The organism is Paenibacillus sp. L3-i20 (assembly GCF_022180385.2).
GTDB lineage: Bacteria > Bacillota > Bacilli > Paenibacillales > Paenibacillaceae > Pristimantibacillus.
This window is the reverse complement of record NZ_BQME02000002.1, coordinates 345173-363300: the sequence shown is the minus strand read 5'-3', so window position 1 is coordinate 363300 and position 18128 is coordinate 345173. Positions and strand designations below refer to the sequence as shown.

18 protein-coding genes are annotated in these 18128 nt (G+C 43.6%); 7 read left to right on the top strand and 11 right to left on the bottom strand.

From position 1 onward, the window contains the following. Positions 1 to 385: 385 nt before the first annotated feature. From MFF31_RS14910 to MFF31_RS14880, 7 genes are all read left to right on the top strand, one after another. Positions 386 to 1567: a NupC/NupG family nucleoside CNT transporter gene (locus MFF31_RS14910; protein WP_238188903.1), complete on the top strand. Its 1182-nt coding sequence runs from the start codon at positions 386 to 388 to the stop codon at positions 1565 to 1567. 90 nt (positions 1568 to 1657) lie between these two features. Beyond that, the gene (gene deoD / locus MFF31_RS14905; protein ID WP_238188902.1) at positions 1658 to 2365 is read left to right on the top strand and encodes a purine-nucleoside phosphorylase; all 708 of its coding nucleotides are present in this window, start codon (positions 1658 to 1660) and stop codon (positions 2363 to 2365) included. Between the two features lie 144 nt (positions 2366 to 2509). Continuing rightward, complete coding sequence (locus MFF31_RS14900) at positions 2510 to 4069, top strand: IS1182 family transposase (protein WP_238187063.1); 1560 nt, start codon at positions 2510 to 2512, stop codon at positions 4067 to 4069. Between the two features lie 386 nt (positions 4070 to 4455). After that, a complete protein-coding gene (locus tag MFF31_RS14895; protein ID WP_238188901.1) occupies positions 4456 to 5610 on the top strand; it encodes a LytTR family transcriptional regulator DNA-binding domain-containing protein in 1155 nt (384 codons plus the stop codon). A gap of 177 nt (positions 5611 to 5787) precedes the next feature. After that, positions 5788 to 6636, top strand: coding sequence for an ABC transporter ATP-binding protein (locus MFF31_RS14890; protein WP_238188900.1), 849 nt, complete (start codon positions 5788 to 5790; stop codon positions 6634 to 6636). Further along, positions 6633 to 7343 carry an ABC transporter permease gene (locus MFF31_RS14885; RefSeq protein ID WP_238188899.1) on the top strand — a complete coding sequence of 237 codons (711 nt, stop codon included), beginning with the start codon at positions 6633 to 6635 and terminating at the stop codon, positions 7341 to 7343. Before MFF31_RS14890 ends, MFF31_RS14885 begins: the two co-directional genes overlap by 4 nt. Positions 7344 to 7507: 164 nt before the next feature. Further along, positions 7508 to 7669, top strand: a complete 162-nt coding sequence (locus tag MFF31_RS14880; protein ID WP_238188898.1) for an asparagine synthase — start codon at positions 7508 to 7510, stop codon at positions 7667 to 7669. Between the two features lie 45 nt (positions 7670 to 7714). Here MFF31_RS14880 and MFF31_RS14875 read toward each other — a convergent pair whose 3' ends face one another. The 11 genes from MFF31_RS14875 to MFF31_RS14825 form a co-directional block, all read right to left on the bottom strand. Next, positions 7715 to 8122, bottom strand: a complete 408-nt coding sequence (locus MFF31_RS14875) for a zinc ribbon domain-containing protein (RefSeq protein WP_248565496.1) — start codon at positions 8120 to 8122, stop codon at positions 7715 to 7717. A gap of 164 nt (positions 8123 to 8286) precedes the next feature. Then, entirely contained in the window at positions 8287 to 8940 is a 654-nt protein-coding gene (locus tag MFF31_RS14870) for a peptidoglycan recognition protein family protein (protein ID WP_238192046.1), read from the bottom strand. 29 nt (positions 8941 to 8969) lie between these two features. Further along, a complete protein-coding gene (locus tag MFF31_RS14865) occupies positions 8970 to 9740 on the bottom strand; it encodes a glucosaminidase domain-containing protein (protein ID WP_238188896.1) in 771 nt (256 codons plus the stop codon). Positions 9741 to 9866: 126 nt separating this feature from the next. After that, entirely contained in the window at positions 9867 to 10700 is an 834-nt protein-coding gene (locus MFF31_RS14860) for a TatD family hydrolase (RefSeq protein WP_309296682.1), read from the bottom strand. Then, positions 10693 to 11469, bottom strand: a complete 777-nt coding sequence (locus tag MFF31_RS14855; RefSeq protein WP_238188895.1) for an ABC transporter ATP-binding protein — start codon at positions 11467 to 11469, stop codon at positions 10693 to 10695. Before MFF31_RS14855 ends, MFF31_RS14860 begins: the two co-directional genes overlap by 8 nt. A 1-nt stretch (position 11470) precedes the next feature. After that, entirely contained in the window at positions 11471 to 12244 is a 774-nt protein-coding gene (locus tag MFF31_RS14850; RefSeq protein WP_238188894.1) for an ABC transporter permease, read from the bottom strand. After that, on the bottom strand, positions 12234 to 12536 hold the full coding sequence (locus MFF31_RS14845; RefSeq protein ID WP_238188893.1) for a thiamine-binding protein: 303 nt from the start codon (positions 12534 to 12536) through the stop codon (positions 12234 to 12236). Before MFF31_RS14845 ends, MFF31_RS14850 begins: the two co-directional genes overlap by 11 nt. A gap of 44 nt (positions 12537 to 12580) precedes the next feature. Beyond that, positions 12581 to 13630, bottom strand: a complete 1050-nt coding sequence (locus MFF31_RS14840; RefSeq protein ID WP_375541358.1) for an ABC transporter substrate-binding protein — start codon at positions 13628 to 13630, stop codon at positions 12581 to 12583. Positions 13631 to 14171: 541 nt separating this feature from the next. Next, positions 14172 to 15275, bottom strand: coding sequence for a GerAB/ArcD/ProY family transporter (locus tag MFF31_RS14835; RefSeq protein WP_238188891.1), 1104 nt, complete (start codon positions 15273 to 15275; stop codon positions 14172 to 14174). A 28-nt stretch (positions 15276 to 15303) separates the two neighbouring features. After that, positions 15304 to 16509, bottom strand: a complete 1206-nt coding sequence (locus MFF31_RS14830; RefSeq protein WP_238188890.1) for a Ger(x)C family spore germination protein — start codon at positions 16507 to 16509, stop codon at positions 15304 to 15306. A 12-nt stretch (positions 16510 to 16521) separates the two neighbouring features. Further along, the gene (locus tag MFF31_RS14825) at positions 16522 to 18072 is read right to left on the bottom strand and encodes a spore germination protein (protein ID WP_238188889.1); all 1551 of its coding nucleotides are present in this window, start codon (positions 18070 to 18072) and stop codon (positions 16522 to 16524) included. Positions 18073 to 18128: the final 56 nt, after the last annotated feature.

The following is an 18128-nucleotide window of genomic DNA, read 5'->3' as shown; positions in this document are numbered from 1 at the left end:
TGACCACCATTGTTTTGTGCGCTTCATGAAGTTTACATAGGTTAGATGGACAAGTAGGGCAAAAAGACGCAAGGAAATATGCACCATATTTTAAAACGTTTTAAATAGCTACACATATCCGGAACAAACTAAACAGTTTCTCCAAATAATATAACTGGCTGTTTGAACATGAGTATATATTGGGTACATTAAGAGGGATACTTCTAAAAGGTGCAAAATGTTCTGTATATTCGACGAATTCGGACTATGACATTGTAAAAATATACAAGTATGCTACTCCGTGCCGAGGTGGTATAGTAACATAGTCATGAATGAACGCCGACGTGTTGTAAGCGCTTTACAGGAATGCATCATGAACTACTATAATCAGCTAGGAGAATGCACCATGAAATTTTTAATCGCTTTACTCGGCCTACTTGTTGTTCTAGGGCTATCTTACGTTGCCAGCAATAAGAAAAAAGACATTCGCTATAAACCAATAGCGATTATGATTATCTTGCAGGTAATTCTAGCGTTTGTTTTATTAAACACTGTTGCAGGTACTGTTTTAATTAAAGGTTTCTCTGGTTTGTTTGAAAAATTGCTTGAATACGCTAATACGGGAATCGTGTTTGTATTTGGCGGTCTTCTTAATGAAGGACAATTCTCATTCTTCTTATCTGTCCTACTCCCGATTGTGTTCATTTCAGCGCTTATCGGTATATTGCAATATATCAAAGTGTTGCCGTTCATCGTTAAATATATCGGTCTTCTCTTGAGTAAAATAAACGGTATGGGAAAGTTAGAATCCTATAATGCGGTAGCTTCAGCTATTTTGGGGCAATCCGAAGTGTTTATTTCAGTCAAAAAACAGATGGGGATGTTGCCTAAGCACCGACTGTATACATTATGTGCTTCAGCAATGTCCACTGTATCGATGTCGATAGTTGGCGCATACATGCAAATACTTGATCCTAAATATGTTGTTACCGCGCTTGTGCTTAATTTGTTTGGTGGTTTCATCATCGCTTCCATTCTGAATCCTTATAAAGTCGAGGAATCGGAAGATATTTTGGAAGTGCAAGATGAAGAGAAACAATCGTTTTTCGAAGTATTGGGTGAATATATATTGGACGGTTTCAAAGTTGCAATCATCGTTGCAGCGATGTTGGTTGGTTTTATTGCAATGATCGCACTGATTAATGGGCTTTTCGACGGAATTTTCGGTATTTCGTTCCAAGAATTACTCGGTTATCTGTTTGCACCATTCGCTTTTATTATGGGTGTTCCATGGAAAGATGCAGTCGATGCGGGAAGTATTATGGCTACGAAAATGGTTGCCAATGAGTTCGTTGCTATGACTGAAATAGCGAAATACCCTGATCTGTCTGCGCGCGCTGTCGGAATCGTATCCGTGTTTCTCGTTTCATTTGCTAACTTCTCATCGATCGGTATTATCGCCGGTGCTGTAAAAGGATTGCATGAGAAACAAGGTAACGTTGTTGCTCGTTTCGGATTGAAGCTATTGTATGGAGCAACTTTGGTTAGCGTTTTGTCTGCTATCATTGCAGGATTATTTATTAAATAACAACACGAAGTTAAAATCATTTGCACTGATGCGATGAATGAATTAAAATATACAGGCTTCTAAACTATCTATTTTTGAAGGAGAATGTTCATGAGTGTTCATATCGGAGCAGAGCAAGGCCAAATTGCAGAAACAATTTTATTGCCGGGAGATCCACTAAGAGCTAAATATATTGCTGATACGTATTTGGAAGATGTCATCTGTTATAACGAAGTCAGAGGCATGTTAGGCTTTACTGGTACGTATAAAGGAAAGCGCATCTCCGTACAGGGGACAGGCATGGGCGTCCCTTCTATCAGTATTTATGTGAATGAATTGATTCGTGATTACGGCGTAAAAAACTTGGTGCGCGTAGGAACTTGTGGCGCTATGCAGGAAAGCGTACATGTTCGTGAAGTAATCTTGGCACAAGCAGTTTGTACCGATTCTAGCGTTAATCGTCATGTATTTGGCGGCTATGACTTCTCACCGATCGGCAGCTTCTCCTTGCTCAAAGAGGCGTATGAGCGCGGTATTGCTAAAGGTTTGAAATTGCATGTGGGTAACGTCTTCTGTTCCGATTCTTTCTACCGCGACGACAAGTCAGTTGTTCAGAAACTGATGGATTACGGCGTTTTGGGTGTAGAAATGGAAACAACAGCACTTTACACATTGGCAGCTAAATACGGCGTAAACGCATTGACAATTTTGACAGTGAGCGATCACTTGCTTACTGGCGAAGAAACAACTTCGGCGGAACGTCAAAGTACATTCAATGATATGATGGAAGTTGCTCTCGATACAGTTATTTCAATCTAATAAGTTTTTGATGTATAAAGGGGCTGTCCCAAAAGGTCATAAAGTGACCTGAGGGACAGCTTTTTTTGTTCTGAATAAACAAAAAGAAATCGCTTTTTGGTAAAATGGAGGTACCACCCAACCATTCCAAAAGGAGCGATTTCTTTGTACATTCAATATACCATGGACCAACTTACCCTGCCAATGGATTTGGAGGATGACATTCCTCAAAATCACCTCGTGCGTATTGTAAATGCCGCTGTGAACCGACTTAGCGACAGGATCTTTGCCTCCGCATACCCTGGTGGCGGCCGAGATAGCTACCACCCCAAAATGCTCACCAAAGTTATTGTTTATGCCTACACCCAGCGGATCTACTCGTCTCGACAAATCGCTAAAGCGGTCCGTGAAAACGTCATGTTTATGTGGATTGCAGGCAGACAACAGCCGGACTTTCGCACCATCAACCGTTTCCGTTCTGAACGTATGAAGACGGTGCTCGAGACCGTCTTCACCGCCGTTCTACAATTTCTGGCTGAGGAGAAATACGTGCGGCTTGAACATTACTTTGTCGACGGAACCAAGATTGAAGCTAACGCCAATCGCTATACGTTTGTCTGGGGCAAAGCGGTGGTGAAACAGAAGGCGAGGCTGCAGGAGAAAGTCCAGACTTTGTTCGCTACCATTGAAGAATCTGAGCGTCAGGAAGAGCAAGAACATCACGGATGGGATCTTCCTGAACTCGGCGAGTCCACACAGATCACCAGCGAAAAGCTGGAAGAGGCTGTAAAGCAGCTAGAGGAGCAACTACAAGAGAAACCTAAGGACAAGCCATTGAAAAAAACAGTTCGGGCAATCCGCAAAGACCTCCTCCCCCGCTTGCAAAAATACGAAGTACAGCAGGAGATTCTCGGAGATCGTAATAGCTTCAGCAAGACCGATACCGACGCTACTTTCATGCGAATGAAAGAAGATCACATGCGTAATGGCCAGCTCAAACCTGGCTACAATGTACAGATCGGAACGGAAAACCAGTTCATTATCGGCTACAGTTTGCACCAGCGCCCGACAGACACACGTTGCCTCAAGCCCCACTTAGAGAAGGTAAAAGCAACTCTGGGAAATATACCGAAAACAGTTATCGCGGACGCAGGATACGGCGGGGAAGAAAATTACGCTTACTTGGAAAACGAACAACTAGAAACAGTGGTGAAGTACAGCACATACCACAAGGAAAAATCGAAGAAGTGGAAGCAAGATATCAGTAAGTTGGATAACTGGCAGTATGACGAAGCCGAAGACATATGGACGTGCGCTGCTGGGCGTAACCTACTATTTCGCTATGAAAGTAAGGAAACGACAGAAAGCGGATATGAGTTACGGAAGCGCCACTACCGAAGCGAAAACTGCGAAGGCTGTCCGCTCAAAGAGGCTTGTACAAAAGCCAAAGGAAACCGAGAAATCAGCGTGAGCCTGAAGTATCTGCGTTACAAGAAACAAATACGCGAGAAACTCAAGAGCGAGGAAGGGTATGCGCTGTCGGTTCGAAGAATGATCGAACCGGAAAGCGTATTTGGACAACTGAAAAACAACCGGGGATTCCGGCGTTTTCTGCTTCGAGGCCTGCCGAAAGTAAGCCTTGAGGTCGGGTGGCTTTCGCTCGCCCACAATCTGCTCAAGAAGGCGGCAATAGACCAAAAGCCAGAAATGGCGGTGCAGGGATAACCTCCCTAGCACCGCCATTTCCTTATTTTCTCCCATTTTTCATCATGCGAGCTGTTTCATGAAGTAAGTATTTATACTTTTGAGACAGCTCCTTTATCACTTTCTGTTTCGGTAAATGAAAGGTAATAGCCTCATTAAATCGTTGTTATGACCAGTTATCTTGATAATGACAGCGGGTTCCCCACCCGTTCATGTTTGTTTCTTAGAAACATTCAATTCAATTACAGCTCCCTCTTATCTCCTCCTCACATGCATTAGATTGCATCAAAAACCAAAAAATCTATGAACGAATCTACATACTCATCTTTTGAACTCCATAAGTCCTGTTCACCAAAAAAAGAGTAAATTTTTTTCCCTTATTTTGTATTTAGCCTAGAGATCGTGTCATGTATAATAAACTAGGACAAATGAATAGAAAAACACAAACTATAAATAGAACAGGTGATCATATGGCTATTTTGCAAATTAAAGAGCTAGAAAGATACATGGAAAATATGTTGGTTTTCCCAGCCTTTCATATTGAAGTGGCACAGCATGAAGTTGTTGCCCTGTATTCGAGTATGAACGTGCGTAATACGCTAATCGCTATGCTCACGGGCAAATTGCCGATTTCGACCGGAGATATTTATGTAAATAAAGAAACATTTTCAAGCAATAGAAGTTTGTACTTATTACACATGGGACTGTTACTTCTTAATGATGGCCACTATGAGCGGCTTACGGTCAAAGAGAATTTTACTTTTTTCAAAAAACTGCATGGATCAGAACTAATTATTGATGAAGTCATTCGGAAAGTTAAGCTTGAAACAAAAACCAATACACGACTAGTAAAACTAAGTCCTTCCGAAAAAAGAAGAGTTCAATATGCTCGCTTATTGTTTCAGGACCCTATGTTGTTTGTTTATGAAGAGCCCGATCAAAACGTAGATAATGAAACGAAGCTAGTTTTTCAGCGCATGATTCGTGACTTGAGTGCAAGCGGTAAAGCGGTTTTGGTGCTGACAGGAAACATGGAAACAGCTCTCAGTATAACGTCTAGTGTATATCGCTTGGATGAAAAGGGGCTAAAGGCATTCGAAGTACATGATCCTGAAGATGTTCAACCTTCTTTGCCGAACGAACAAACGGAGATCGCAGCGGATTTACCGAGCGAAGCGAGTGAGGAAGAAATAGATGAAGAAGAGTCTTTCGTTACGCACGTCAACTTCGAGAAAATTCCGACCCGAATGAATGACAAAATTATTTTATTTAATCCGCCTGAAATTGATTATATTGAAAGTAGCGAAGGACAAACGAATCTTTACATTAAGGGTGAAATGTATCCGACATCATTCAAAATTAATGAGCTGGAAGAAAGATTGCAGAAGTATGGTTTCTTCCGCTGTCATCGTTCTTACATAGTGAACTTGCAAAAGGTAAAAGAAGTAGTCACTTTTACTCGCAATAGTTATAGCTTGGTACTTGAAGATCATTTAAAAACAAACGTTCCACTGTCGAAAACCAAAATGGCAGAGCTCAAGGAAATGATGGGACTCAAATAAATAGCTCCACTAACTTACTTTGATACTCCAAACGTGGGATTATATGCGCCATTCGGCTCCAAATACGCAGCATTCACCCCTCTCCATGCTCCTTTCGTTGCGATTATGATGCGCCACTGCTGGATTTGTCCTAAGATGAAGGCATAACAGAAAACGAAAGCGGAGGTTAACTAAGCAATGGAAAATATCATTGAAGTCGCATCGCTAGAGAAATCATTTGCAAATTCTAAAGCACTAAAAGACGTATCCTTTAACGTAAAAAAAGGTGAAATTTTCGGGTTCCTTGGTCCAAGCGGATCCGGCAAAACGACTACAATTAAAATCTTAACTGCTCAATTAAAACAGACCTCAGGTAGCGCCTACGTATTCGGAGTACCTGCCAGCAAGTTAAGTGAACCAAACTATCGTCAGAAGATGGCGGTCGTTACAGACAATACTTCCTTATATAGCCGTTTGTCCGTTTATGATAATTTGAAGCTCTATTGCGACTTATACGATATTCCTTTGACACGCATTAATGAAGTGCTGCAAATGGTCAATTTGGAACAAGAGAGTAAAAAGGTCGTATCGAAGTTATCAAAAGGCATGACCCAGCGGGTCGTGTTGGCCCGAGCTTTCCTTCATGAGCCGGAGCTGCTGTTTCTCGATGAGCCAACCTCAGCTTTAGACCCTGTAAATACGAAACATATATATGAAGGATTATTGAAACTGAAAGCAAAGGGCTCGACGATTTTCTTAACGACGCATGATATGAGTGAGGCTGACACCTTATGTGACCGCGTTGCATTCCTGAATGGCGGTACGATTCAATTGCTTGATTCACCGAAGAAGCTTCGCGAAATGCATAGCAATGATACGATTACGTTAGAATTGAATGACGGCTCTACTGTTGTAGTACCTAATGGTGCTAAAGGCGCTCAGCAAGTGTATGAATACATGAATGCAAACCGCGTGAAGACGATTCAATCTAATTATCCGACGCTTGGCGATATCTTCGTAGACGTAACTGGGAGGAAACTAGCATGAGTATTTCAATGAAACGTGTAATGGCAATTTTGCAAAAAGATTATAAAGATGTATCCCGAAACTTATACGTCTCTACGACGATTCTGCTTCCATTAATTTTTGCTTTGTTGTACGGAAAGTCAGATGACATTACGATTCATGCGCAATTTATGATCATTAATTTGACATTTATTATGGTAGGAGCCTACATTCAGTCGGCGCTAGTGGCTGAAGAAAAAGAAAAAAATACGCTAAGAGGACTTACGCTTTCACCTGCCAGCATCTATGAAATCTTTTTAGGAAAAAGCTTGTTAAGCATGATCGCGACTGCGATTATATTATACGCTTCAATCAGATTGCTTGGTTATAATCCCGCTAATATGGCCGTAGTACTCGTTGGATTACTATTATCTTTAGTTTTCTATGTTGGCATTGGCACATTTATCGGGTTGCTTACGAAGTCAGTGATGGAGGCTTCCGTCGCTATTATGCCGTTCCTTTTATTGTTTACTTGGGGTTCTTCACTCATATTGTTTGCTGATACAAATCCAATATTAAATGCTGTTACCTATTTGCCGAATGTGCAGCTTCTACAACTAGCGGAAGAAGTGCAAAAAGGCGCAGGTTTTGCAAGTGTATGGTCTAACTTAGTGGTAATTGCAATTTGGATTGTTGTTATCTATTCGTTGTGCGTCTATTTGTATAAAAAACGTATGGTGGATGCTTAGAAACTTAAACTGTATTGATCCATTGTCTTGATTCATATTGCAGAACGAGTCAGACAAATAGACGAAATAGAGTATGTTCCATATTGTACGCCACTATGAATAGGTAATCGATTTGGAAGCAAACTAAACAGTCTTGCCAAACAAAACCAAAAGGAGTGCTTATCATGCGCGAAGGTTTGATTCCTACCGTTCTTGGAACTGTAGTTACTGCTTCTGGTGCTGCTACACTACTGAAAAGCAAATATAAACTTGTTGGTGTTGGTGTGCTCGGCTTTGGACTTGCTCATGTCATACTTGGTGCAATTGATTTAGCTCAGCATCGCTAAATTTGGCAAGATAAAGGGGAGGCAATCCTTTGCCTCCCCTTTCAACTACAAAAATAGATCTAAAGCCGTCCCGAACATTCCACGTTTATTTGCCTGCAGTACGCTTGGATCATAAATGTCTACGGAACCACAATTTAGACATGACACGAAGAGATAATGACGGTGTTGGATGTCTAACAACTTGCTTAGTCCCGTTCCAGTCATCGCCACTTCATTGACCTTACACCTCTCATGCCTACACTTCGCACAGCTATATTCATTTTCAACCGCAAATATAGGGTCGTATTCTTCCTCCTCTTGAGTAAAAGAATGATATTGTTCATTTCCTTCCTCTTGCCCAATATGGTCTCTCGTTTCTTCCAAATGCTGAGGCAACACCTCGTGTTTGCATTGTGGACAAATATTATGATGGAGATAGACGTCTTTACTACACCATGGGCAAATAATGTTCACTTGCTACCGCTCCCTTCTATGGTTTTTCATTGTTTTACTAACTTCTATGTAATCCTTGCAATACCTCCCGTTATTTACTGATCCCGCAAAAAAGGCTCACTCCTGGGACATCATATCCTTGGTGCAAGCCTCATATTTTCTAAATTACCTCTCCCATAATTCATTCAATTAGGCTCAGGTGGCTGACCACTCGCTTTGCGCAGTTCATTAGCTAGTCGATTGAATTCTTTGCGCGCTTCTGGAACGTTCGTAGACATATATGCAGCACTTAGAAAAAGGATGATCGTATTGGCGTCCTCTGGTTTCAGCACCTCTATTACCTCCCCTTCATCCATCTTCGCAGCTACACTTGCGACAAATGCTGTCCACCCGCTCCAATCCCCCTTATCATTCATTAGTCGCGGACAATTTTTCCCTGACCAGTCGTAATGCCTTCGTAACTGAGCAACGCTCCAAGATCTTTCCACCAGCATAGAAGCTACGAGATGTGCTGCGTTATCAAGCGTTACATCATAGTTGCCACTTTCACAAATTTCAATGCCAATCGATGTTCTATTACCACTATCTTTACCGCTGCCATCACCCGCATGCCATGCCACCTCATTAAGCGGTATACATTCAATAGCCTCCTTATCGTCAATAACGATGTGGAAGGACGCCGTAACATCATTACGTTCGCTGGTCAACCAATGACGCTCATTCCTCGCTGTGCTGGAGGGATTCGCCGTATTATGAACGGTGATCCATTGATCTTCGATTAGCAATCCCGGACGACGATTATGAGGTGTAGACTTTGGTATATGGTCTACTAGATACATATACAACGTGTTACACTCCTTTCATCCGGCTATTCGAGCACAACAACATTGGCACGATCGTCCCAACTGACCGCTATGTTCTTTATAGTGACCAGATCTCTAACCTTCACATAGCCGGTCGATTCCGAAAGGATAGATTCAAGCGCCTCGCCATTAACAGTTACTTGATTCCCTGTCCAACCAATCGTCAATCCAAGCGACTCCCCAATCTTCCTGGCTGGCACCCACGTCGATCCATTTAACAAATATCCCGTTCCAAGTACTTGTCCTTGATACACGACGGGTACAATCGAAGCAGCCTCGAATCCTTTTGATTTCGTTTGCGGAGTTACCATCTCATCATATTTCTTTAGCCCATATTGCCGGATCAGCGCTGTTAACTTCGTCGGGTAAGCGGGATCTGTTGCATAGCCGCATACATAGAGCATTTGCGCCTGCTGCTCTGGTGAATCTGCTTGGCGTACCCGTTCATACCTCGCTGTATTCATAAGCAAATCCAAGTCCTTATAGAAATGATAGATGCTCTTATAAGCACGGAAAGCCGCTTTGACCGTCACACTCCTACCATCTATATATTCCCATGTACCTTTAACAACAGCTGCTCCTTGCCAATAAGCGTTCGTCCGTCCACTCCCTACCTTAATTCCACCCAAGTTGTTCCAAGCATGAATAACTCCGCCAGATTCCAGCAAGCTCTGCGCAAGTCTTACAGAGGGAAATAATGAAGATCCCTCCTGACTAACTAAAATGGCTGCTGGTGCAATTGTCGCAAAAAACTGCTCCCTCGTTAGCTTCGCCATATTCTCACTCCCCTAGCGCCCCTCATCGAAACTTGAGATGCTCTTACTCTGTTGTATGCGGCAGCTTGGCATAAGGAAACGGTCCTTCGTCCATATCGGACAAAGAACCGTTTCTAGTGTGGGCCTTTATATACCGTAAAAACGTTTCGTATTATGTAAAAGTATCGTTGCCGCATCAGAAATCTCTATCCCTTTAATAAAAGCGATGTCCGCGATGACTTGTTTAACCATGCACGGAACAGTTTGTTGTCCGCTGTAGCGACCTTCAAACAGCCATGGCCCATCTGTCTCAACCATAAGGAGCTGAATCGGATAATATTTGACCAGCTCTATAATTTCTTTTTCATAGGCGACATCCGGTGTAATGGATACGTAGTAGCCCGCTTCAATCATTCTTTCTAGAGTAGCTTCGCTTCCTTTAAACCAATGAAAATGTGCTCTCCGAATATTATACGTCTGGAGTAAGTCACAAACCTTATCCGCATCCTCATATACGGCATGCAATACGATAGGACGATCTAGTTCCGCTGCCAGTTGAACGAAAGTTTCCAATAAGGACAGATAAGGTTTTTCGTTGAAGAGAAAACCTTCGGCTTCAAGCTCGGTCCTCTTATAATAAGGAAGACCAACTTCACCTATAGCAAAAGCTTGTCCTTCCGCATATCTTTCCCTTATCCAGCTGAGCAGCTGCCCCAGTTCAACATCTAAGGGCAGCTCTTGCTCAGGGTGGAAGCCATACGCCGGATGAAGCCTACCCTCATACTTTCTCGCTAATGCATCGTTTGTTTTTGAGGAGGTCAGATGCATGGACACAGCTACAACAGCTTCTACACCGTTTCTGAAAGCTTCTTCCAAAAGGACATCGCGTTCCTCTTCCGCATACATATCCACATGAAGATGAGCATCGATGCAAGCCATCTTAAGCGCTCCTGAGCTATAATTTACGTTCGAATTAGGCACGATACACCGCCTCCTTGCCGCTCTCCTGAAGCTGACCATAAATACGTTGTTTCAGCTCATTGAAGCGTACATCCATCCATAACTCTTCTCTGCGAGGCCGCTCGAACGGGACTTTGATTTCATCTATTACAATCGCAGGAGATGATGACAACACGATAATGCGATCTGACAAATAAATCGCTTCTTCAATGCTATGAGTAACTAATAGAACCGACCTGCGGTTTTTTTCCCAAAGCGATAACAGCCACTTCTGCATTTGCTGCCTTGTCAAAGCATCCAACGAGCCAAACGGCTCATCCAGCAGCATCAGCTTTTGTGGCGATAATAGTGCACGAAGGAAAGAAACGCGTTGTTGCATGCCGCCTGATAGAACATGTGGATACGAGTCCGCATATTCACCTAGTCCAATTTCGTTCAGCCATGTCAGAGCATCATCCTTCGCCTTCTTTTTTTCTACACCTGCAATGATCAGAGCGAGCTCAATATTACGGGCTACTGTCCGCCAAGGAAGCAACGAAGCCTGCTGAGGCATATATGCAACATGACCACTTTTATTCGTTGTCTCACGTCCATCAATCCATATCTCACCTGCGGTCGGAAGCTCTAATCCTCCAATTAATCCAAACAGTGTCGTTTTTCCGCTGCCTGACGGTCCGACAATAGAGACGAACTCCCCGTCTTCTACTTGGAGGGAAAGATGATGAAGTACATCCTTTCTGCCCTTCTTATCGCTGAAACTTTTGCTTACGTCCTTTACTTCCAGCATCATTTCACCCTCCCTCCTTCTTTGGTTGCCAGCGAACAAATAGACGTTCTGCTAATGTAACCATTCCAAACAGCATCAAGCTGATTGCAATGACTAGAACAACTGCGGCAAAAGCTCGCTCCGGCATATAGTTTCTAGATGACATCACCATAAAGCCGCCGAGTCCAAGCTTAGGGGCTAGCATTTCTGCGAAAATAGCACTCATCACACTGTAGGATGCCGCGATTTTCAAACCCGAGAATAGATGAATAATAGAATGAGGCAACTCCAGTCGCCAAAATAACTGCCATTTGTTGCTTCCGATCATCCGAAGATAATTACGCAAGCCATTATCCGTGCTCGATAATCCGCTCATCATTGCAATCGCTACAGGGAAGAAACATACCAGTATGACCAAGAGCACTTTCGGTAATAATCCGTAGCCAAAAAGCATCGTCATTATAGGTGCCAAAACGACGATAGGCACATTTTGGGTCAGAATAAGCAGTGGATAAATGCCTCTCCGTACACCCGGCAACAGATGCAGCAAAGCGGCGAGCACGAAGCCCGCCGCCGATCCACCTGCAAAACCAATCGCTGTCAATTGCAACGTTGCACCCGTATGCTCCATAAGCCGCGGCCATATTTCAATCGCTTCTTTCACTACCGCAAGCGGCGAAGGTACTGTCCAGCTATCTACTTTGCCCATTGATACAATCGCTTGCCAGCAAACAATAAGTACAACAAGAACAACAACTGGGGGCCAAAGTTTCGGCCAAAGACCTTTACTATTGCCCATCTGGATATTTCTCAAGCAATCTTCCCATCGAGGCACCATTCTCTGGGTTATAATAAATTTTTATTTGTGAAATAACAGAAGCACAGCCCATTTCCGTCATCGCTTCATTCATTTGCTGTACAACGCCAAGCAAAGCGCCAAGTTCACCTTCCATTGTCGTCTCAAGCGGAGCTACACGATACGGAACTCCCGATTCTTTAATAATTTCGATAGCGCGATCTACATAGGGCAGAACACTTGCTCCGCCTGGCGTCGTTGGTAATATTTGAATACTGACAAGTGCGTTAGCCATATCTATTCTCCTTTTTCTTCTCATGTTGTTTGTAGCTTACGGCATTATTCTGGCAAAAATTCGTTCGTAAACGCCTTCTCTGCCTCTAGTTCTGATTCCAAAAGCCCTCGCTCGAACATCCAGCTAGCGTAATTTTTCCATACGCTTAACTTCTGTTCACCCCAACGCGGAGCATCATCCTGATAACGTGTGCTGAGCCACTTTTGGCTAGCTTTCACTAGATCAGCGTTCAAGTCTGGCTCAGCCTTAATCAAAATATTAGCCGCATCCTCTGGATTTGTAATCGCATGTTGATATCCCTTCGCTGACGCAACTGTAAAAGCTTTCACTAGCTCTGGTGAGTTCTGAATCAACTCCTCATTTGTAACGAGAACCGGTGTATAATAGTCTAGCTTATCGCTGTAATCAGTCAAATAAACCATATTGATTTCCTCACCGCGAAGCTCCGCTTCAACACCAGTCCAAGCATAGTAGATCCATGCAAAATCGATATCGCGCTTCACCGCTGTGAAAAAGTCGCTATCGCCTATGCTCATAATATCTACTTTACCCACATCCGCGCCTTCCTCACGCATAATGGAATCAATGACAGCCTCTTCTACAGGAGCACCCCAGCCGCCGTAACGTTTTCCTTCAAACTTTTTGGGGGAGTCTATTCCTTTCTCCTTCGGTGAGGCGAAACCGGATGTATTGTGCTGAATGACAGCGGCGATAGAAACAAGCGGCGCATCAGCGATACGAGCGAGCGTCACTGATTCCTGATAACTGACGCCAAATTGCACATCTCCAGAAGCAACCATCTTGTCCGCACCGTCTTGACCTGGCTGGATAATTTCGACATCAAGACCTTGTTCCTTGAAGAAACCTTTATCCCGTGCAACATACAAGCCTGTATGGTTCGTATTCGGTGACCAATCCAGTACGACCTTCACCTTCTGCAGCTCGACTTTTTCCGTCGATTTCTCTTCTTCGACCTTACTCTCGGACTTGCCATTGCCGCCACTGTTTCCCCCGCAGCCAGCCAAAACTAGCATAATTGCTAGTATAGTGAATGTAAGTGCTTTAATGCTCTTGTTCGATTTGTTACGTAACATCATGTTCGTTCCTCTCCCAGCATTCTGTGTATGTATTGACGATCTTAACTCCCCTGACTTCCTCTAGAAAGCAAAAAAGATGTCCTCCGAATTGGGAGGACATCGTGTAATCGGCTATTTTAATGCTTTCTTCGGGCTCGAAACGATTAAAAAACGATCATTCATTTCGTTTGCTCAAAGAGAAGCTTAGCTCCTCTTCCTACGCCGATATTACTTTATTCGCCTATGCATGATGATCATTACATAGAAATAAAATAAACGGTCGCAGAAAGCGGCCGTTTTCACATGCGCTTCCTCCGCTGGAATTATCCAGATCAGGTACGGTCGAGAACGGTTTAGTTCTCCTCTCAGCCAAGTCCCCTTAGCTCCCGGGTGCATCTATTAAGTTTCGTCCTTGTTAATATATAGTTTAAAGGGCCGTTAGTCAAACAAATTATTTTCTGGCATTCATTACGTCCTTGACCATCTTGAAGAGCCATACCGTGCTTCTCTCCTCAAATTCTCTAAAGTCATAGCTCTGGAGAGTAATCATATTATCGTATTATGCCCCTTGTCCCTTCGCTGTACCTGCTGCCCGGTATCGCTTCCTTACTCCAATCATGAGCATCAGCAACGGCAGCACGATTTGAAAGAACGGCACGATCTTTAATGTAATATCCAGTCCGATCCATATATGATACGTATTGTTCGGCTCAAGAAAAGAAGCTGCATAGATGATGATTCCGATCGGAAGCACACAATATCGGTAAGGAACCCCTGTCACAGCGTTTACAGTGAAAACTGATGCCATGTACAATGCTGCAATTTTAACATACAGCCCAATAAATAGAAGAAGCGTTACGATAATATCAAGCCGCTCCAGAAAATTCGCAAGTCGAATCAATTGAACAACATGAAGGAGCGGGAGAGCTGTCAAGCCAGCGAGTTCTGGTCCTAATACACATAAAATAATGGCATTCATAAATACTAGAAAAATCGATACGACTATTTGTGAAATATAGGTTACTTTTCCAATCATCTCTTTCTCTTTCACATGGCTCCAGAACACAAGTAGCACAACCATTTGACCAAATGGGAATGACAGCAAATCGGGGAAAGCCGCTTTTAGTATGGGCACTGGACCATTTTCCATGATAGGCAGCAGTTCTTCTACTCTTATAAGATTTCCGAAAAAAAGCAATAGGATGATTGAAATATAGCTGATTAACACAAGCGGAAACAGCAGTTGTACAACTCGTACAAATACTTCTATTCCTCTGCTCACCGTATACGCTGCTACGAATAGAATAAGCAACATAATAATCCACTTTGGTGTATAGTTCAACAGTGCCATTGTAGTAAGCTCTCCCACATCCCGCACATTTCGCATACATTCGTATGAGAACCATCCTGCATGAATAAAGGCGATAGCTCCGCCTACATAACGACCGAAGTGAATCTTGTACAAATCAGCGATGCCGGAGTTTGGCGAGCGCCTCTGAAGAACAACATAAACAATAGTCAGCAGCAGTCCGACCATAGCTGCAAGCGCCATCGCGATCCATGCGTCCTGCTTAGCCTCAATGCCAAGCTCAAAAAGCGGCGTACTCCCAATTAAAAATACGATAATTAAAATAGCTAGCTGATTTTTGCCAAACTGCTGCATGTTCCCCCTCCTTTCCTAGCCCAAGACGCTATGAATCTGATTTTTTCTGTGCATCACTAAAATTCCTTCCACTCATCCCCGTTGATTCGACCTTCACTTTGACAGTTACGTCAATCTCCGTCAGTGGGAATAACTCATCCCAACTTCCGCTTACTTCCTTCCAGAGTTTTGGATGCTGCTTATGTATCGTTTGTCCAAAATGTACGATATCTGTTTTATATTTTTGAACAGACTTCCAGCCGCCTAATAAAATTGCTTTGATCTCTTCCTCTATTTTTCTCTCTACCCGCTCCACCTCGCTTGGTTTCGTCAAGTCGCCGCTGCAACTGTAAACCATTAATACACCTTTCGCCGCTACCTTAATGTTCATCTTCCATTTACCGTTCATCGGCACGGACTGTATCTTTGTCGTTGTTTGCAAAATTCGAACAGCTGATCCGTCTGGTCCTTGTACATTTTCAGCACACGAAAAAGATACTGTCGTCTTATCGACGTTATTAGTTAGCCACATCACCCCTCTGCTCTGATCATCGTTCAACCAGCCCACCAATTTATCGCCATGAATGAGACCCAGTTCTTTCAATCGCACCTTAGACGGCGTTGACGTATGTCCCATCTTATCTATACTATCCGTGCTTCTCTCAGAACCCGCTAAAACGAGTCCAGGTATACCAGTTGCTTCTGTACTGCTAAGTAATTCCTTAAGGACACTATGAATGGTCATTTGTCGGAATGCTGAGCTTCCGGCCTCCTCATTCGCAATCATTCGCTGTATAGCTGCTCCTGGAATTTGTTCCAGTGGGATGAGCTGCTCAAGCATACGTCTAGCATTTCCTTTGGATAAAAAGACACTGACTGTTTCTCTAGAATCATGATTGCGCAAATAAGATTCAAGTAGTGGTGCTATTCCCTTTCGTGCAGCCTCCTGACTAATAATGACGATCTGATTATGCGAGAAATATAAACGACGTGAGCTTTCTTCACTTGCCTTACTGATAGCAATACGAAAGTTTTCACCCTCTGTCGAAAAGACGTTAACCGCAGCAGTCGCATTTCCCCCTGTTGTGCTTGATATCGCCTTTGGGATAACGACCTGATAGGACAGTACCCACTTGCCATCCTTCCAATCAACACCCGTTGCTGAAATAATGGCGATATCATTTAACTCCACTTTATTCCAACAACCAGTCAGCAGCAGGAACATCGTGAACAACAGCACACCTCTTATCCTCATTATTCCCGCCTCCTATTTTGGTTTACCGGAATGCCTTTGTGCTGGCGGCTTCTTTGCATTTCGCTTTCGCCTTGGGTTGCGGAGATTCAAGTCGAACGATCTAAAGACGATTGCCCACCAAGGAATACGAACGAATATGTCGCGCCATAACCCTTTGCCAGTCGAACCAGGAGCCATAGGCGACATGTAAGGAACTCCGAAGGAGCGAAGTGACGCTAGATGAACAAGCGTGAACATCACCGAAATAAAAATACCAAAAAAACCGAGCATGCCTGCCATAATCATAAATCCGAATCGAATAATTCGGGATGTCGCCGCCATATTAAACTCTGGCATAACGAAGTTCGATATCGCTGTGAATGAAACGACGATAACCATACCTGCTGAGACAATCCCTGCTTGTACCGCAGATTGCCCTAAGACGAGTGCCCCAACTATCGATATTGCGGGTCCGATCGCACGCGGCATTCGCAGCCCCGCTTCACGCAGTACCTCGAAGGTCATCTCCATAAGAAGCGCCTCCACAAGACCTGGGAATGGAACCCCTTCGCGCTGCGCGGCTAAACTAATGAGGAGTGTTGTAGGCAACATTTCCTGATGATAAGTAGTAACGGCGATATATAGTGCTGGAAAAAGCACGGAAACGACATATGCCACATAACGGATCATGCGGACGAAAGAGGCAATATCGTAGCGTTGATAATAATCTTCGGCCGATTGGAAGAAGCTGAAAAACGTCGTAGGAGCGATCAACGCCATCGGCGTTCCATCGATCAAAACAGCTACTTTCCCCTCTAACAACGATGCGGAAATCGTATCCGGGCGTTCCGTATTCAAAAGCGTAGGAAACATCGTAAATGTTTCGTCTTGAATAAATTCCTCGATGTAGCCACTTTCCAAAATAGCGTCAATATCGATAGCCGCTAGCCTTCGATACACCTCTTTTACTATCCCTTCATCAGCAATGCCATGCAAGTACATAACCGCTACATTGGAATGTGATTGTTTACCAATTTTATGCATCTGAACATGCAACTCTGGTGAACGAATGATGCGTCTTACGAGACTAATATTAGTATGGATATCCTCTACTAGACCATGCTGCGGACCACGAATGACCGTCTGTGTCTGCGGGATACTGACCGCTCTTTGGTTGCCTCCATTGACATCGGCCATCAAACCAACCGTGCTTCCTTCCGCCAAAATGAGGCATAACCCATCTGTCATACACTGCATAGCCTCTTCTAGTGAAACAACATCCCTTACTGCACCCACTGCAACGACACATGAACGAAGCGATTCCATCAGCAGATCGCCTTTCCCCTCCATATACGATGGCAGCTGAAGTGACATTAGAGGAGCAAGCACGCTGTTGTTAATGAGATCCGCGTTGACGAGACCATCGATGTATAATAATGCCAGTTTACGCTTTGGAGCAGCGTCGCTGCGGAATGAACGAATTACAAGATCACAGCTCCCCCCAAATTTAGTATGTATGGCATGCGTATTTGCCTGAAGCGACGGGCTGAGCGATGTTAATTTCTGTTTCTTCGGTTGACTCATAGCACACCTTCTATTTCCATGTTGCCTCTATTTTGGCGCATTATGGTTGGAAATAT

Excerpts from the sequence above, each read along its gene's own strand:
- MFF31_RS14910 (WP_238188903.1), top strand. The coding sequence starts at position 386 with ATGAAATTTTTAATCGCTTTACTCGGCCTACTTGTTGTTCTAGGGCTA.
- deoD (WP_238188902.1), top strand. The coding sequence starts at position 1,658 with ATGAGTGTTCATATCGGAGCAGAGCAAGGCCAAATTGCAGAAACAATT.
- MFF31_RS14895 (WP_238188901.1), top strand. The coding sequence starts at position 4,456 with ATGTATAATAAACTAGGACAAATGAATAGAAAAACACAAACTATAAAT.
- MFF31_RS14890 (WP_238188900.1), top strand. The coding sequence starts at position 5,788 with ATGGAAAATATCATTGAAGTCGCATCGCTAGAGAAATCATTTGCAAAT.
- MFF31_RS14885 (WP_238188899.1), top strand. The coding sequence starts at position 6,633 with ATGAGTATTTCAATGAAACGTGTAATGGCAATTTTGCAAAAAGATTAT.
- MFF31_RS14880 (WP_238188898.1), top strand. The coding sequence starts at position 7,508 with ATGCGCGAAGGTTTGATTCCTACCGTTCTTGGAACTGTAGTTACTGCT.
- MFF31_RS14870 (WP_238192046.1), bottom strand. The coding sequence starts at position 8,940 with ATGTATCTAGTAGACCATATACCAAAGTCTACACCTCATAATCGTCGT.
- MFF31_RS14865 (WP_238188896.1), bottom strand. The coding sequence starts at position 9,740 with ATGGCGAAGCTAACGAGGGAGCAGTTTTTTGCGACAATTGCACCAGCA.
- MFF31_RS14855 (WP_238188895.1), bottom strand. The coding sequence starts at position 11,469 with ATGATGCTGGAAGTAAAGGACGTAAGCAAAAGTTTCAGCGATAAGAAG.
- MFF31_RS14850 (WP_238188894.1), bottom strand. The coding sequence starts at position 12,244 with ATGGGCAATAGTAAAGGTCTTTGGCCGAAACTTTGGCCCCCAGTTGTT.
- MFF31_RS14845 (WP_238188893.1), bottom strand. The coding sequence starts at position 12,536 with ATGGCTAACGCACTTGTCAGTATTCAAATATTACCAACGACGCCAGGC.
- MFF31_RS14840 (WP_375541358.1), bottom strand. The coding sequence starts at position 13,630 with ATGTTACGTAACAAATCGAACAAGAGCATTAAAGCACTTACATTCACT.
- MFF31_RS14835 (WP_238188891.1), bottom strand. The coding sequence starts at position 15,275 with ATGCAGCAGTTTGGCAAAAATCAGCTAGCTATTTTAATTATCGTATTT.
- MFF31_RS14830 (WP_238188890.1), bottom strand. The coding sequence starts at position 16,509 with ATGAGGATAAGAGGTGTGCTGTTGTTCACGATGTTCCTGCTGCTGACT.
- MFF31_RS14825 (WP_238188889.1), bottom strand. The coding sequence starts at position 18,072 with ATGAGTCAACCGAAGAAACAGAAATTAACATCGCTCAGCCCGTCGCTT.